This is a genomic window from Aeromonas sp. R1-2, assembly GCF_040908505.1.
Classification (GTDB): Bacteria; Pseudomonadota; Gammaproteobacteria; order Enterobacterales; family Aeromonadaceae; genus Aeromonas; species Aeromonas veronii.
In genome coordinates, this window is sequence record NZ_JBFODU010000060.1 from 1 (window position 1) to 16602 (window position 16602).

A 16602-nucleotide genomic window follows, 5' to 3' on the forward strand; every position below is an offset into this window, starting at 1 on the left:
CAGGTGTTGAAAGGCTGGGGTATCCATGATGGTAGACCTCAAGGTGATGGCCTACTTCAAGATTAGCCTTTCAACACGTAATTGGGACAGAGCCTTTTTTATGGGCGCTCACCACTATTCACGGCCCTCACAGACATCACTCGCACGCACAGCTCCCCCGACCAGCTGCAGGCCCCGTGTGGTCAGCCGGGAAAAAAGGCACAATAGTCGACAAATCGAATCACCAAGGAAGCCAAGATGACCCTTGAGCACCTGATCCTGTGGCGCCGCGACCTGCACCGCCTGCCGGAAGCCGCCTGGAAAGAGTTTCGCACCACCAGCCTGATTGCCCACCACCTGAGCGAGCTCGGTTATCGCATTGTGCTTGGCGACAAACTCCTGGCCAGCAATCTGATGATGGGCCGTGATGTGGATGTGGCGGCCGAGAAGGCTCGCGCCCGTCGTCAGGGAGCCCATCCCGACTGGCTGGAGCGGATCGGCGATGTCACTGGCCTGATGGGAGAGCTGGATACCGGCCGTCCCGGTCCGACCCTGGCCTTTCGCTTCGATATCGACGCGGTGGAGGTGGAAGAGTCCGACGCTGAACAACACCAACCGCAGCAGGAGGGTTTTGCCTCCCACAATAAGGGGTGGATGCACGCCTGCGCCCACGATGGCCACACCGCCATCGGCATGGGGCTGGCCAGCAGCCTGATGGCGATGAAAGAGCAGCTTTGCGGCCGCATCAAGCTCTTCTTCCAACCCGCCGAAGAGGGGTGCCGCGGTGGCAAGGCGCTGGCTGCCGGTGGCGCACTCGATGACGTGGATGCCCTGCTTTCGCTCCATATCGGTATTCACGCTGGCAGCGGCGAGCTGGTGATCAATCCCACCGAATTTCTCTGCTCCACCAAGTTCGACGTCCACTTTATGGGCACCGCCGCCCACGCGGGACTCGAACCCAACGCTGGCAGCAATGCGCTGGCCGCCGCCTGCATGGCCACCACCGCCATGCTCGGCATTCCCCGCCACCGCGACGGCATGACCCGCATCAACGTTGGCCAGCTTCACGCTGGCAGCGGCCGCAACGTCATCCCCGATCATGCCGAGCTGCGCGGTGAAACCCGCGGCGCCGACAGCGCGCTCAACGACTACATGTTCAGTCAGGTACAGCGCATCGTCGAAGGGACTGCCCTCGCCCACGGTGTCACCTATCGCATCATCAAGCAGGGTGAGGCCATTGCCCTCGACAACAGCCCGGCCCTGCAAGCCGAGCTGGCGGCGCTGGCCCGCAAGCAGGGGCTCGCCACTATCCAGACTCGCCGCTTTGGCGCCAGCGAAGATGCCGGTTTTCTGATGGAGCGGGTGCAAAAACAGGGGGGCGAAGCGGCTTACCTCATTCTGGGGGCCGATCTGGCGGCACCACACCATCACAACGAATTCGATTTCGATGAGCGGGTGATGCAAAGCGGGGTCGAGCTGCTGGCCGCCTGGGCACGCGCACGGCTGGGTGTGGCAGAAGCAACCCTCTCTTGATATCCCCTCGGCCAGCTCACCGGCTAACGGGATCAAAAAAAGGCGCCTCGGCGCCTTTTTTCTGCAAGAAAACCTGAGCGCTACTCGCGGTGCTTGCGATGCACATCGGGGCGGCCCCCGGTCACGCTATCGGCTCTCCCCTCCTCTTTGGCCTTCTCGGCCCGCTTTTTGCGCATCTCGCGGGGATCGGCGATGAGCGGGCGGTAGATCTCGATACGATCCCCGTCGTGCAGCGGTTCGCTCCATTTCACCGGTCGGCTGTAGATGCCGAACTTGTTGACCGCCAGATCGATCTCGGGGTGCTTTTGCACGATGCCGGACTGCTCGATGGCCGCCTGCACGCAGGTCTCGGGCGCCACCCGCAGGGCAATCACCGTCTGCTGCTGCGGCAAGGCATAGACAACCTCGATGTTGAGCTGGTCAGACACCGTATACCTCCTTCGCCCGGTTGGAGAAGGCGGAGACCATGGAGCTCACCAGATCGCGGAATACCTGACCAAAGGCCACCTCGATGAGCTTGGAGGTAAACTCGAAATCGAGATCAAACTCCACCTTGCAGGCATCCACATCGAGCGGGGTAAAGGTCCACCAGCCCGCCAGCTTGCGGAACGGGCCATCCACCAGCTCCATCCTGATCTGGCGGTTCACATCCAGCTGATTGCGGGTAGTAAAGGTCTTGGCAATCCCCGCCTTGGCCACATCGACCGACGCCATCATGTAGTCATCGCCAGCCTCGTGGACACGGCTGCCGACACAGCCGGGCAAAAACTGCGGATAGGCATCCACATCGTTAACCAACTTGAACATCTGTTCTGCACTGAACATCACCAGGGCACTGCGCGTAATTCGGGGCATGGCTTTTCCTCATCCAATCGGCGCGATTTTATCACCATGTTTGGGGTTGTGGAGGTAAAACCTCAGCCAAACCGCTCAGAAAGCCACCACTTGACCAGCTGCGCGTTTTACAGCCGCCCCTGCCTACGTATAATACGAGACTCCTAGTCATTGCCGGAAATCGCCCGTCATGAGCAAAAAAAACAGTAAAAACAAAGCCGGGTCCAGCACCATTGCACTCAACAGAACCGCGCGCCACGAATACTTCATCGAAGAGAAGATCGAAGCGGGTCTGTCCCTGCAAGGGTGGGAAGTCAAATCCCTGCGGGCGGGCAAGGCCAACATCAGCGAAGCCTATGTCATCTTCCGCGATGGCGAGGCCTATCTGTTCGGCTCCAGCTTCCTGCCACTGCAAGCGGCCTCCAGCCACGTGGTATGTGACCCGACCCGCACCCGCAAACTGCTGCTGAGCCGTCGTGAACTCGACAAGCTCGAAAGCCTGATCGCCCGTCAGGGCTACACCATAGTTCCCCTCGCCCTCTACTGGAAACAGTGCTGGGTCAAGGTCGAGATCGGCCTGGTGAAGGGCAAGAAAGAGCACGACAAGCGCGAAGATACCAAGGCCCGCGAATGGGATCGGGAAAAAGCTCGCATCATGAAGAACAAGCATCGCGGCTAACCTGCGACTGGCAGGATCAGGACGCCAGTTCACCTTCCCCCGGCGCAGCTGGCTCTTCAGGCTCAGCTGCGTACAATAAATCGGCAAACAGACTGGCAGCCAGAGGGAATGGGTATCAACGCCTTGCTATGACAGCATTTTTGCGTACAATCGCAATTAACAACTTGGGGCTGATTCTGGATTCGACAAGATTCACGAAACCCAAGGTGCATGCCGAGGTGCGGTAGGCCTCGTTAATAAACCGCAAAAAAATAGTCGCAAACGACGAAAACTACGCACTAGCAGCTTAATAACCTGCATAGAGCCCTTCTACCCTAGCTTGCCTGTGTCCTAGGGAATCGGAAGGTCATCCTTCACAGGATCGTGTGGAAGTCCTGCTCGGGGCGGAAGCATTAAAACCAATCGAGCTAGTCAATTCGTGGCGTGTCTCTCCGCAGCGGGTTGGCGAATGTAAAGAGTGACTAAGCATGTAGTGCCAAGGATGTAGTAATTTTGGACGGGGGTTCAAATCCCCCCAGCTCCACCAAATACCGGTCCAACAGTGACCAACGAAGTCCAAGAAACCCGTACAGCGTAAGACTTTGCGGGTTTTTTGTTGTCTGTAGAAATCCAAGGACGTCGATTTAATCCAGCTCTAAAAGTAACATCCGTGGTAACCCCCCCCTGGTAACACCGTCTTTGGTGTTACGTTTGACAGGTAACACCTGAGTGGCCACCTACTGGGTGTCTGGCCTGCCAACCCTTCCCCCCTTGGCTTTGCGAGCGCATTTAAAGAGGGGAATGAGAGGGCGCCACCAGCCTAAAAGCACAAAGGGTTAGCTTCACCTAGAAGCTAACCCTTTGTTTTATATGGTGCCGATAAGGGGAATCGAACTCCTGACCTTCGCATTACGAATCCAGATTTTGCCAATTTCAGCCCGTTTCACCCCACCTCAAAAATCAAAAATAAAAGCCATTAAATCAACCGGTTAAGAGCAAACCACTGTATCAGGTTGTGTCGTGAAATATCACCCTATACCATAGCAAAAGAGGGGTATGGGGAGGGGTACGAAATGGCGATTACAACCGATGCCGAGATTGCGGCAATCAAACCAGAATCCGGCGTTATTGTGCGTCGAGTGGCGATTCAGTCAAAGCATGGTGGCGGGCTCAAGCTGGAAGTCCGTGCTAGTGGAATCAAGCGCTTTGTCTATCGCTACAAGATTGGAGGCAAAGCTGGGGAAATGCTGCTTGGCGGCTATCCCGCCATGACCCTAGCAAAAGCCAGACAGGCCCACGGTAAAGCGGCTGAATTGGTAAAGCAGGGAATTGATCCGCTTACTGTCACCAAGCAAGCCAAGGCGAAAAACATCGAGATGCCAACCCTTGGCGAGATTTACCGCGATTGGCTGGCGATGCGAGCCAAGTCGAAACCGATAGGCCCGCGCACCCTGCGCGATTATGAGGGGACATTCACCCGCCACATTGAATCGGCCATTGGCAATACCCGAGTGTGTGATCTCTCCCGTGCCGTACTGTATGAGCATTTCCGCCGAGTAGAGACCGCAGAGGGCGCACGCAAGGGGTTGATAGTCCTGAACCAGTGTCTTGATCATGCCGTGTTACAAGGTCACATCGAAATCAATCCCGCTCGCCTGCTCAAACCTGCCATGTTTGGCGCATCTATGCCCCCACCTCGTGAACGTTGGTTGACCCGCGATGAATTGCGCCAGTTATGGGCAGCACTTGAACAAGCGACCGCTGGCGGCGGTTCTGTGGCCGCTGGTGGCCGTGGGATCGCGTCTAATGTAGTGCTATCGCTGGCGGTGGCAAACTGCTTGCGGTTAATCACCTTGAGCGCTGTACGCCGTTCTGAGGCTGTCGGGATGCGCTGGGAGCAGATTAACGGCGACCGCTGGACAATCCCCGAGACCAAGAACGGACGCGCCCACGTTGTGACCCTGTGTCCGCTGGCGCTGGAGATTCTCGAGCAGCAAAGGGCGTTATCCGGTGGCCCCTATGTGTTCGAGTCCACCAGCAAGGCCGGACACCCAATCACAGGGGATGCCGTGACCAAGGCGCTAGAGCGTGTTCGCACCAAGTACCTTGCCGAGCTTGTACCATTCAGCCCGCACGACTTGCGCCGCAGTGTAGCAACGGGCGCGGCGGAATATCTGGACGCTCCCGAGCGCCTAATTGAACTGATGCTAAACCACGTTCCCAAAGACAGGCTGATCCGCACCTATCAAGTGGGCGGCATGGCCGAGAAGTTGCGAGCACTGTTTTTGCGCTGGGGCGAGTTTGTGCGGGTACTTACTCAACCCGCCGAGCAAGTGCCGGATAATGTGGTTGCAATTAACTTTGGGGGTGAGAAGTAGTGGCTGAGTGTACCAAAATTGCCCGCGACCATTTTGGTGCGGCGTGCTTTCTCGCCGTGCTGGCACACCCTCACGCGCATGACAGAAGAGGGCGTGTTGTTGACTGCCTGCGAGCTGAAATGTACCGCACAGAGGGTCTGGCGCCGCGCCAATTTCAAACAAAGGGGCTCACTTATTCGTGTTTATCGAAAATCAACGACGAAACCCGCCAGCGCGTGCTTTTTGGTGCTTGTGAAAATATTCAACGCGGACTGCTTATCGTGAGGGCGCATCACCGTATGTTGTTTGGCGGCGAAACACTAAGAGCGGTAATTGGCCATCCAGATTGGGGGATTAGGGACGGTACGGCAGCAGAAGCGGCAGGTGTTCAAAACGCGCGGCGTGACGTATGGAGGAAGTATCGAGGCGTTGCCCACCTATACCAAGCCGCCGAATTGGTGGGCATTCGGATGCTGCTCGAGTCGGGAGCAGAACCATGTCTTACGCCACAGGGATTGGTTAGGATGCTACTGGCCCAAGAGTACAAACTCGATTGGCTCACTCCAACCATTGAGAGCGCCGAGAATCGCCTATTACTGGCCGCCAAAACCAAGGGGCGGCCTATCCCATTCATGACAGCGGGCGGGAATTTTCGCCTAGACCCCACAGCTCCTTGGCTGATTCGCCTATTTATAGACTCGCTAGAGACCTCGAATTTACCGAATTCCGTACCCCCTCGCCTGCCCCCTGCTGACATAAAGTGACACCCGAAGCCAAGGCAAGCCCGCCTTGGTAATCGGAGATCGTCACCATGTCATTGATTAGCACCACCGCCGCCGCCGAACGTCTGGGCGTTAGCCGCTCAACCATCGAACGACTGCGCCGCAATCCGGCAGTGAAATTCCCCCGCCCGATCTATATCGCCCCGAATTCCGTGAGATTCGATTCTGATGAACTGGATCAATACATCGACAGCCGCCGCAATGCTGGGGGGGTGAACGCATGATCCGTAATCTTGCCGCACCAGCCAGCGCCTATCCAAAGAAAAACACCCGTGCCCGCCTGCTGTTAACGATGCTACTCGATGGTCAAGAGGTGCCAGAAAAGGAGCTTTGTCGCCGTCTTGGGCATACTTACCGATCTGCTATTCAGCTATTAGAAGGTGCTCGCTACCAGTGGCGGATCATTAACGTTATCAATGACGAGGGGATTATTACAGCTCGCAAGCTAGATCCGCGCCACCTTACAGGTTGCCCAACCGATGATGGCCGCGCCCGCCTTGAGCGCCTCAACGAGTTAAGAGAGAAGAGTCACCAGCGAGCATTGAGCGAAAATCAGAGACTTGAGAGGGCGGCACTAGAGTTAAGACATGCCAATGAACGATTGGCGCAATTTGAAAAGGAAAACGCCCCAGCCGAATAAAGCCGAGGCGCTAATCACAACCTGCTGGTGGCCAACTTTGGCGAGCGGAGCCACCAGCCCATCGAGTGTAATCACCCATGAAACAACCAGCAAGCGGCCAAGCAAGCCGCTTCTTCGTGTACGCGTTTTTCATTCTGGTAACGCCTGACACAATTTACGCTAATTGGGACATGCTAATTGGGATCGATGAACAGGGGAAACCCCAGTATTGGCACGGCTTGGCGGGGATCGGGAAACCGGAAAATCGAGCGGTATTTTATAATATCTATGAGGTGAGAGGTTTGTATCTGGGAGGAAATCAAACCAAGCAGGGGCTAGAACAGGGAGCGGCCCCATTATGTTAGCTGATGGTCTGCCAAGTGCTGTTGTTGCCAAGGTAACAGGTAAAGCCAAGCGTAAACAGGGCAAGCGTTATGACCACGTCACCCACCAGCGCGTTTACCGCTATCAGGGGAAGGATTATCGGATCAACTCCACACCAGCGAGCGGCTGTTACACCAAACCACTAAGCGAGATGATCCGGCGCATCGTGGAAGCGGTGGCGCGTTATCGGCGCGTGCTGTTTGTACGTGTTGAGCTTCATATGGGAAAGGGAGAGGCCACCAGCGAGCGCCTGAGCGCATTTCTAAAGCAAGCTGGCCGTTATGTAATGAGAGAGTACGGAACGCGATTAGAATACGTTTGGTGCCGCGAGCAGGAGAAGGCAAAGCACCAGCACTACCATTTGGTACTACTCATAGACGGCGACAAGCTACGCTACCCCGCGAGATTGTATGTGGCACTAGAGGAGATATGGCAACGTAACAGCGGGAGCCTATCGAGACCACCTCGAGGCTTCCAGATGACCGACAGCCACAATATTGCCGAGGCGGTTTACCGTGTCTCATATCTAACCAAGGAACGGGGCAAAGGCTATCGACCGGATGGGGTGCGTGACTTTGGTTATTCACGCCTGATAAAAACAGGGAAAAAACAGACGGGGGAACAATGACCCGAGACGCAATCAACCGAGCTAGAAAACGGCGAGCCCGTGAGCTGGGCGAACGATACTATCAGCCCGTGATGCCGTGCCACTATGGCCACCACTCACCCCGCTATGCGAGTGACGGCCATTGTGTAGCCTGTCGTCAGTTGCGCTATTCAGCAATCATTGAGGACACATCGAAGTAACTCATTTGAAGTTACTGATGACTCGATAGGTAATGTTTTCATTGGTGGCTTTGATGACTTCGATTCTCGCGCCCTTGTATCCAATGACCTTAGATTGTGAAAGGTCATATTCAACGTCATTACTGAACGCAGAGCGAGCCTGCTTGCCACTAAATTCACGGTAGGCAATATTGATCTTGTTACCTACCATGCCGTTGTATATTAGCGTTTGCTGGAATTCATTTTCATCTATCGTTCTAACGGTTGTTTTGGTTGCTGGGGACTTGTCGTCTCCACACACAACTTCATGGGAAAGCATGAATATACACAGGTCATTAGCCGCCTTTGAGACTTGAAGTCCGATGGCTGGTGATATCATTGATAGTCCGTTATACCTTTCGATTTTCCCGCCTTTTGGCCCTTCCATAGGGGTGTAATAATCATAGTTTGAGTTTTCACCCGTTTTAACGAACTTGCCCGCAGTAATTCCATAGCTCCACCCGCTGAGCTTGAACATCGACTTAAACTCTATCGCTTCTCGCTCGCTGTATGTGCCTTGACTGAGCAGGTGATCACCTACATAGGCGGTTTGTGTTTGATTCAAAGCTGGTTCGCTGACGTCTTGAGTTGGCGGAGTGTATGGGCCAATCTGCGCGATGGAAGCGCAGCCAGCTAAAAACGTGGAGGTGATAAGTAATGCGGCAATGGGCTTTAACACTGAGCGATTCCTTCAATCGTGATCACGAGCACCCAGTGTAAAGATTTTTTTGTCAGGTTTGGATAAACCAGTCTCTTTTTGAGACCTGTATCAATTGGTTTGAGGTAGAGGTCTGCCCCGCTTGGCTTAGTCCATTTCTAGACACCTAAAAGAGATAGCCGTCTAGCAGTCCATTTTGAGAGCCCATAAAAAGGCTCATTAATGGGTAGCAAAAAGTAAAGGAGGGGTACGCGGAGGGGTATGGAGTAAAAAATCACAAATGGCCAACCTCACAAAGAGGCTAACTATTTGTTTTATATGGTGCCGGTAAGGGGAATCGAACTCCTGACCTTCGCATTACGAATGCGCTGCTCTACCAACTGAGCTATACCGGCTTGTTGCTCTCCACATTCATAAAAAATGACCGGCAAGTCAATTGAGCCAGCTCGATTTTATGAGTTGGCTCATGGTGTTAGAGCCCGATTTACAGATCGACAAACTCGGGGATATGGGCCCGGCCGCGGCTTTCGAGAAATTCGAGCAGGGCGCGGGGGGAGCGCACCAGGATCCGCTCTTGCGGGAAGCCCGCTTCGGTCACCAGACGGTGGCAATGGTCAAAATCGCCAAGAGTAAATGCCACGTGGGAATCGGAGCCGAAAGTGAGATAGGCCCCCAGATCTCGCGCGGCTTCGACTATGGCACGGCAGTTGCCTTCGCTCCCCGGACGGGAATCAATGAAGGAGGAGTTGTTGATCTCCAGCGCTACCCGATAGTCAGCTGCCGCCTTGACCACCGCCTGAATGTCGATGGGAAATGCGGGGTTGCCCGGGTGGCTGATCATGTCGACCCGGCCGCTCTTGATGGCGTTGATCATCGCCTGGGTGTGGGTAGCCTGATCGCAGGGAGGGAATACCTGCTCATGAAAACCCGCCATGATCATGTCGAGGCGCGACTCGTAACGCTCGGGAAAATCGATCTCCCCCTCCAAGTTTTTGATATTGGCCTCGATACCCCGCAGGATCCCTACCCCATCCACCACTCTTGGCAATATCGGCAAGTTGGCGAAATGCCAGACATGAGGGGCATCGGCCATCTCGGGCCCGTGATCCGTGGTGGCAAACAGCTTGATCCCCTTGGCCCTGGCTATCGGCAGATAGTCGTGGATGGTGCTGTAGGCATGGGTGCTGGCAATGGTGTGAGTGTGGGTATCGACCGGGTACTTCATCTTCTCTCCCCTCATATTTTGAAAGGGCAGCATAGCAAAGAGCGGCAGCTTGGGCCACGCCAGTGCTTGCCACACTTTGTCACAAAATACCGCGAAGCTGACATAGTCTGAGGGGCTCTGGCTGGCATACTGCCCCCGTCGATACATGCCTGAACTCGCATCGACAGTTTGCCGTCAGGATGACGCGAACTCACTTTCCCCACCGTCGCGCCCTGCGGCGGTTTTTTTTGCCTGCCAACCGCAAACCGGTAACAGACGCGCAAAAAAAGGCCCAACTAGCATGGTGCAGGTTGGGCGAGACTTAATGTTTAATTGCAGTGGCATAGATATAGAGTCCTGCTTTTTGACTAAGTTCCGCCCACTTTGCTTTTTTCAGCGAAAAACATTCCGCTAACACTCATTCACATTCTCTTGACACTTCACGTTATGAAACGTACTTTTTAAACATTCGTTTAAGTGAGGTGTCCAGTGAGTAAAATCGATACCAAAAACCGTATTCTCGACGCCGCTGAAGTGCTGTTTGCCGAGCGGGGATTCGCCGATACCTCTTTGCGTCTGATCACCAGCGAGGCCGACGTTAATCTGGCGTCGGTGAACTATCACTTCGGCTCCAAGAAGGAGCTGATCCAGGCGGTGCTCGACCGCTATCTGAGCCTGTTTATGCCCGATCTTGATGCTCGCCTGCGGGTACTGATGGAGCAGGAGCAGCTGACCCTGCTGCAACTGTTTGAAAGTTTTGTCGAACCGCTGATGAAGCTCTCGGCGGTACGGGCCAACGGCCCGGCCATCTTCATGCAGCTGCTGGGGCGCGGCTATATCGACAGCCAGGGCCACCTGCGCCGCTTTATCACCGCCCACTACGGCCCCATTTTGCAGCGGATCACCCAGGCTATCTCCAAGGCCAACCCGGCCCTGTCGCCGGCGGACCTCTTCTGGCGCCTGCACTTCACCCTGGGCACCGTCGTCTTCACCATGGCCTCTGCCGATGCGCTGCGCGACATCGCCCTGGCCGATTTTGGCCAGCAGCTCGATGTGGAAGGGCTGGTGCGCAACGTTATTCCTTATCTGGCGTCCGGAGTCGGGGCGCCCGTGGAGTCGACCAGGCTCTCCCTGGCCGTGTAACAACCAACAATAAATCAACGGAAACAGTGAAATAGAAGGAACTTCGGTATGATCACATTGCTTGTCCTGCTGGTGCTGGCGATAGCCGTTGTGCTCGGCGTACCCTCCATCCGTAAAAAGGTGGTAACCCGTCCGGTGTTCGGCATCTTCAAAAAGATATTGCCGCCCTTGTCAGCCACCGAGCGGGAGGCCATGGAAGCCGGCTCCGTCTGGTGGGATGGCGAGTTGTTTCGCGGCAACCCCGACTGGAAAAAACTGCACGGCTACGGCAAGGCCGAGCTGACCGCAGAGGAGCAGGCCTTTATCGACAATCAGGTCGAAACCCTGCTCGCCATGGTTGATGACTTCAAGATCGTCAACGAAACCAAAGACCTGCCAGAGCCGGTGTGGGACTATCTGAAGAAGGAAGGCTTCTTCTCCCTGATCATCCCGAAATCCTATGGCGGCCGCGAGTTCTCGGCGATTGCCAACTCCACCATCGTCACCCGTATCGCGACCAAAAGCCTGAGCGTGGCTGTCACCGTCATGGTGCCGAACTCTCTCGGCCCGGGTGAGCTGCTGATGCACTACGGCACCCAGGCCCAGAAAGATTTCTGGCTGCCGGGGCTGGCCAATGGCAAAGAGGTGCCCTGCTTCGCCCTGACCGGGCCGGAAGCGGGCTCCGATGCAGGCGCCATTCCTGACAAGGGGATCGTCTGCAAAGGGATGCACAAGGGTGAAGAGGTACTGGGTATTCGCCTCAACTGGAACAAGCGCTACATCACCCTGGCGCCCCGCGCCACCGTGCTGGGCTTGGCGTTCAAACTCTATGATCCGGAAAAACTGCTGGGTGACAAGGAGGAGCTCGGCATCACCTGCGCGCTTATCCCCACCAGCCACCCCGGCGTGCGGGTGGGCGATCGCCACTACCCCATGGGGCTGGCGTTCCTGAACGGCCCGACCTTCGGCAAGGATGTGTTCATTCCGCTCGACTGGATCATCGGCGGCCCGGATTACGCAGGTCGCGGCTGGCGCATGCTGGTGGAGTGCCTCTCCGCTGGTCGCGGCATCTCGCTGCCTGCGCTGGGCACCGCTTGCGGTCACATGGCGAGCCGCACCGTGGGCGCCTACTCCTATGTGCGCAAGCAGTTCGGCATGTCCATCGGCAAGTTTGAAGGTGTTCAAGAGGCGCTGGCTCGCATCGGCGGCCTCACCTATCAGCTGGAAGGGGCCCGTCGCATGACCGCAGGTTCGCTGGATTTGGGTCAGGCACCGGCCATCGTCACCGCGATTTCCAAGTACCACATGACCGAAATGGCGCGTCAGATCATGGATGACTCCATGGACATCCACGCCGGTCGTGCAATCCAGCTGGGCCCGAAAAACTACACCGGCTACGCCTACATGGGTATTCCGGTCGCCATCACGGTGGAAGGGGCCAACATCCTGACCCGCAACCTGATGATCTTCGGGCAAGGGGCTACCCGCTGCCACCCGTATGTCTTTGCCGAGCTGGAAGCGGCGGCCGATACCGACGTGGAACGCGGTCTCGAGAAGTTTGACGCCCTGCTGATGAAGCACATCGCCTTCGGCGCCGGCAACTTCTTCGGTTCCCTGTTCCAGGGGCTGACTCTGGGTCAGTTCAACAGCGCGCCGGTAGCCGGTGAAACCGCCCGCTACTACAAACAGCTCTCCCGAATGAGTAAAGGGCTGGCCCTGTGCGCCGACGTCTCCATGCTGATGCTGGGTGGCGATCTCAAGCGCAAGGAGATGATCTCCGCCCGTCTGGGTGACGTGCTGAGCCACCTCTATCTGGCCTCCGCTACCCTCAAGCATTACGAGGATCAGGGCCGTATGGTCTCCGACCTGCCGTTCGTGCAGTACGCGGTGGAGCGCAACCTCTACCTGATTGGCAAGGCGTTCGAGGGCTTCTTCCAGAACTTCCCGAACAAGGTAGTGGGTGCCGTACTCAAGCGCGTGGTGTTCCCGTTCGGCGTGGGTTACAAAATGCCGGCCGACGATCGCTGCCACGCCATCTGTCTGGCCATGATGAAGCCGGGCGAGTTCCGCGACCGTTTGACCGCTCTCTGCTATGTGGGCAAAGACGAGGCGGATCCGGTCGGTATGATGGAGCGTGCCTTCCAGGCCATGGTCGCCGTGCAGCCCTACGAGAAGAAGCTGGTGCAGGCCCAGAAAGAGGGCAAACTGCCCCGCAAACTGGCCTTGCCGGAGCTGGTTGCCGCCGCGCTGGCCGGTTCCATCCTGAGCAAGGACGAAGCGGACAAACTGCTGGCCGCCGATGCCCTGCGCTACGAAGCGATTCAGGTAGACAACTTCGCCCCGGGCGAGCTGGAAGGCTTCTCCCAGCAAGCAAACAAGCAGCCAAACAAGGTCGAGCACGCCGCCTGACCCCTTGGCAAACCTGTACAAAACCGGCCCTCGTGGCCGGTTTTTTGTTTGTTAACCATGCATTTACAAGCCGGGAGAATTCCAGTTAAATGCTTGAGTCCCTTTGCAGGGGCTTTGGAAGCAAGGCCAGCGGAATGGCCGATAACAACAACTCAGGAAGAGTGAATGAACCTCGCCAAAACGGCGATCGAACGCCCCATCTGGGTGGCGGTCTCGATCGTGCTGATTTTCCTGCTGGGCCTGCTCAGCATCCGGGGACTGCCGATCCAGCTGTTCCCCGACATCGACCGTCCACACCTCAACATCTCGGTGAGCTGGCGTTCAGCCTCGCCCCAAGAGATGGAGTCGGAGATCACCGACCCCATCGAGCAGGAGATGCAGGGGGTGCAAGGGCTCAAGAGCCTTGTCAGCAACAGCTATCCCGGCTTTACCGAAATCGACATGGAGTTTGCCCTCGGCACCGACATGCAGCGGGCCCAACTCGACGTGATTTCGCGACTGAACCGGGTCTCGGGATTGCCGGACAAGATTGGCGGTCCCTACGTCAACAACTACAGCAGCAACGATACCCTCACCTTCTTCTTCATCCAGCAGCTGCCCGGCGCCAAAGGGGTGATCGATGATCATCAGGCGTTGATCGAGGCGCGGGTCAAACCCGAGCTGGAGCGCATCGAAGGGGTCTCGACGGTCGCAGTCGAGGGGATCAACGAGCGCCAGATCCAGATCCGTTTCGACCCCTATCGCGCCGCCGAGCTGGGGGTGGAGATCCCGGTGCTGGCCAGCCGGGCCACCACCGGCTGGGACGTGTCGGCCGGTACCCTCGACATCGGGCGCTGGGAGTACAAGCTGCGCTTCGCCGGTCGCTATGATGTCGAGACGCTGGGGGACAAGGTGGTGGACTGGCGCGATGGCCTGCCCATCTATCTGCGGGATGTGGCGGAAGTAAGGGTGGCCCGGGAAGAGAACCCGGTGCTGCGGATCCAGAACGGCAATACCGCCATCGCCGCCCAGATTTTCAAGGAGAGCGGCGCCAATGCCCTGGCATCCCTTGAGGCGATCAAGGCTCGGGTGAACGAGCTCAACCGCGAGGTGCTGGAGCCGGTCGGGCTGCACATGGAGCAGTCGTTCGATGCCTCCCTCTACATCAATCGCGCCGTCAGCATGGTCACCGCCAACCTGGGGCTCGGGGTGCTGCTCTCCTGTGCCATTCTCTGGCTCTTCCTGCGCCGGCTCAAGGCGACCCTGATGATTGCCCTCGCCATCCCCATCAGCATCATGCTCACCTTCTGTCTGCTCAAGGTGATGGATCGCACCCTCAATATCATCTCGCTGGCGGGCATCGCCTTTGCCGTCGGCATGGTGCTCGACGCCGCCATCGTGGTGCTGGAGAGCATCTACCGGCGCCACGAGCGGGGGGATTTGAGCAAGGCGGAGGCAGCGCTTGAAGGCACCCGTCAGGTGTGGACGGCGCTGGTCGCCTCCACCCTCACCACGGTCGCCATCTTCCTGCCGGTGCTGCTGCTCAACGATGTGGAGGGTCAGCTGTTTGCCGATCTGGCGCTCACCATCGCCTGCGCCGTGACAGTCTCCATGCTGGTCGCCGTCACCGTACTGCCTGCGGTGGCGGCGCGCTGGATGGGACATGAAACGCTGACCGATCCCTATGAGTCGCTGTGGCAGCGCACCACTCGTCATGTGATCCGCTGGACCTCGACCTCACGCCAGCGCTGGACGGTCATCACCCTGATGATGAGCCTGCCGGCACTGGCCACCTGGGCGCTGCTGCCCAAGATGGACTATCTGCCGGACGTGAAACGGGACGCGGTGGATGTCTGGATGAACTTCACCCCCGGGGTCAATCTCAAGGCCCAGCGCGAAGAGGTGATCGATACCCTGATCACCCGCCTCGCCCCCTACATGAAGGGGGAGAAAGAGCCTGCCCTCAAGAACTACTACATCTTGCGCTACCCGGGGGGCGCCCAGATTGGCGTGCGCCCCAAGGACGAGACCCGCATCAAGGAGCTGGAGAGCCTGTTGATGAAACAGCTGCTGGTGGGTATTCCCGACACCCGGGTGTTCGGCGGTCAGGGGTCGCTGTTTGGCGGCTTTGACAGCGAGAACGGCGTCTCCCTGCTGCTGCAGGGAGGCAACCTGCCCGAGCTCTATCAGGCGGCCCGTGCCAGCATGGGGATCCTCAGCAAGGACCTGCCGGGAGCACAGATCCGGCCCGAACCGAGTCTCGACTTCACCGCCCCCGAGCTCAAACTGGTGCCGCAAGATCGGCGCCTCGCCGAAGTGGGTTGGGATCGCACGCCCCTGCCCACCATCATCCAGACCTTTGGCGACGGCTTGCGGGTTGGCGAGTATTTCGACGGCGAGGATCGGCTCGACATCATGCTGATGGGGCAGAGCTCCGCCAATTCGGACGAACTGAAGGCAGTGCCGCTGGCCACCCCCTCCGGGCGTATCGTTCCCCTTGGCGAGCTGCTGCGGGTGGAGCATGACATGGGCCCGGCCAGCATCTTCCGGGCCGATGGGCGGCGCAGCATCAGCCTGCAGATAGCGCCCCCGGCGGGTATGACCATGGAGCAGGTGATCGACACCCTGAAAAACCGCAGTTTTGCCGCCATCCGTCCCCTGCTGCCCGCCGGTGGCGAGCTGCGCATTGCCGGCAATGCCGACAGCCTGCAACAGGCGCTCGACAATCTGGGGACCATCTTCCTGTTTGCCGTGGTGATCCTGCTGGTGCTGCTGTGGGGAGTGTTTGCCTCCCTCAAGGATGCCCTGCTGGTGCTGCTCACCCTGCCCCTTGCCTCAGTTGGCGGCGTGCTGGCACTGCAACTGAGCGGGCTGCTGGTGCCGCTGCCGATGGATCTGCTCACCATCATCGGCTTTGTCATCCTGCTGGGACTGGTGGTCAACAACGCCATCCTGCTGGTGCATCAGACCCGCACCGCCGAGCGGGACGGCATGAGCCGCCAGCTGGCGGTGGCCGATGCCCTGCAAAGCCGGATGCGTCCCATCGCCATGACCAGTCTCACCAGCATCTTCGGCATGCTGCCGCTGATGCTGAGCCCGAGCGAGGGGAGCGAAATTTACCGCGGGCTCGCCACCGTCATTGTCGGCGGCATGAGCTGCAGCACCCTGTTTACCCTGATCCTGTTGCCTGCCTTCCTGCGTCTCGGGGAGCAGGTGGCGATCCCACAACCCCTGCGCCAGCGGGCCTGAGCAAGGATCT

General features: G+C 57.8%; 14 protein-coding genes, 1 tRNA gene and 1 other RNA gene. 11 read left to right on the forward strand and 5 right to left on the reverse strand.

All coding sequences use genetic code 11. The annotated features are described in order from the left end of the window. Positions 1–237 precede the first annotated feature (237 nt). Entirely contained in the window at positions 238–1512 is a 1275-nt protein-coding gene (locus tag AB5Y76_RS20360; protein WP_160882430.1) for an amidohydrolase, read from the forward strand. An 80-nt stretch (positions 1513–1592) separates the two neighbouring features. Here the strand turns inward: AB5Y76_RS20360 and AB5Y76_RS20365 are convergent, their stop codons facing one another. Beyond that, positions 1593–1940 (reverse strand): RnfH family protein, encoded by a 348-nt coding sequence (locus tag AB5Y76_RS20365; protein WP_263716794.1) that lies wholly within the window; start codon positions 1938–1940, stop codon positions 1593–1595. Continuing rightward, complete coding sequence (locus AB5Y76_RS20370; RefSeq protein ID WP_005334496.1) at positions 1933–2367, reverse strand: SRPBCC family protein; 435 nt, start codon at positions 2365–2367, stop codon at positions 1933–1935. Before AB5Y76_RS20370 ends, AB5Y76_RS20365 begins: the two co-directional genes overlap by 8 nt. A 169-nt stretch (positions 2368–2536) precedes the next feature. Between AB5Y76_RS20370 and smpB the strand changes: the two genes are divergently transcribed. The 7 genes from smpB to AB5Y76_RS20405 all read left to right on the forward strand — a co-directional run bounded on the left by smpB (position 2537) and on the right by AB5Y76_RS20405 (position 7774). Next, positions 2537–3025, forward strand: coding sequence for an SsrA-binding protein SmpB (gene smpB, locus AB5Y76_RS20375; RefSeq protein WP_005334498.1), 489 nt, complete (start codon positions 2537–2539; stop codon positions 3023–3025). Positions 3026–3191: 166 nt separating this feature from the next. Beyond that, positions 3192–3551, forward strand: a transfer-messenger RNA (tmRNA) gene (gene ssrA, locus AB5Y76_RS20380). Between the two features lie 526 nt (positions 3552–4077). Further along, on the forward strand, positions 4078–5382 hold the full coding sequence (locus AB5Y76_RS20385; protein ID WP_368177812.1) for a tyrosine-type recombinase/integrase: 1305 nt from the start codon (positions 4078–4080) through the stop codon (positions 5380–5382). Further along, entirely contained in the window at positions 5382–6125 is a 744-nt protein-coding gene (locus tag AB5Y76_RS20390) for a hypothetical protein (protein WP_368177813.1), read from the forward strand. Before AB5Y76_RS20385 ends, AB5Y76_RS20390 begins: the two co-directional genes overlap by 1 nt. 47 nt (positions 6126–6172) lie before the next feature. Further along, entirely contained in the window at positions 6173–6367 is a 195-nt protein-coding gene (locus AB5Y76_RS20395; RefSeq protein ID WP_368177814.1) for a helix-turn-helix transcriptional regulator, read from the forward strand. Next, a complete protein-coding gene (locus tag AB5Y76_RS20400) occupies positions 6364–6783 on the forward strand; it encodes a hypothetical protein (RefSeq protein ID WP_368177815.1) in 420 nt (139 codons plus the stop codon). Before AB5Y76_RS20395 ends, AB5Y76_RS20400 begins: the two co-directional genes overlap by 4 nt. Before the next feature lie 337 nt (positions 6784–7120). Then, positions 7121–7774 carry an inovirus-type Gp2 protein gene (locus tag AB5Y76_RS20405; protein ID WP_368177816.1) on the forward strand — a complete coding sequence of 218 codons (654 nt, stop codon included), beginning with the start codon at positions 7121–7123 and terminating at the stop codon, positions 7772–7774. A gap of 180 nt (positions 7775–7954) precedes the next feature. Here AB5Y76_RS20405 and AB5Y76_RS20410 read toward each other — a convergent pair whose 3' ends face one another. The 3 genes from AB5Y76_RS20410 to AB5Y76_RS20420 form a co-directional block, all read right to left on the reverse strand. Beyond that, positions 7955–8650, reverse strand: a complete 696-nt coding sequence (locus AB5Y76_RS20410; RefSeq protein WP_368177817.1) for a hypothetical protein — start codon at positions 8648–8650, stop codon at positions 7955–7957. Between the two features lie 298 nt (positions 8651–8948). Continuing rightward, positions 8949–9024 (reverse strand) — tRNA-Thr (locus AB5Y76_RS20415). Between the two features lie 89 nt (positions 9025–9113). Beyond that, the gene (locus tag AB5Y76_RS20420) at positions 9114–9854 is read right to left on the reverse strand and encodes a phosphatase (RefSeq protein WP_263717025.1); all 741 of its coding nucleotides are present in this window, start codon (positions 9852–9854) and stop codon (positions 9114–9116) included. A gap of 468 nt (positions 9855–10322) precedes the next feature. Between AB5Y76_RS20420 and AB5Y76_RS20425 the strand changes: the two genes are divergently transcribed. From AB5Y76_RS20425 to AB5Y76_RS20435, 3 genes are all read left to right on the forward strand, one after another. After that, a complete protein-coding gene (locus tag AB5Y76_RS20425; protein ID WP_005334507.1) occupies positions 10323–10976 on the forward strand; it encodes a TetR/AcrR family transcriptional regulator in 654 nt (217 codons plus the stop codon). A 48-nt stretch (positions 10977–11024) separates the two neighbouring features. After that, positions 11025–13364: an acyl-CoA dehydrogenase gene (locus AB5Y76_RS20430; RefSeq protein WP_263716796.1), complete on the forward strand. Its 2340-nt coding sequence runs from the start codon at positions 11025–11027 to the stop codon at positions 13362–13364. A 165-nt stretch (positions 13365–13529) separates the two neighbouring features. Then, positions 13530–16592, forward strand: coding sequence for an efflux RND transporter permease subunit (locus AB5Y76_RS20435; protein WP_263716797.1), 3063 nt, complete (start codon positions 13530–13532; stop codon positions 16590–16592). Positions 16593–16602 lie beyond the last annotated feature (10 nt).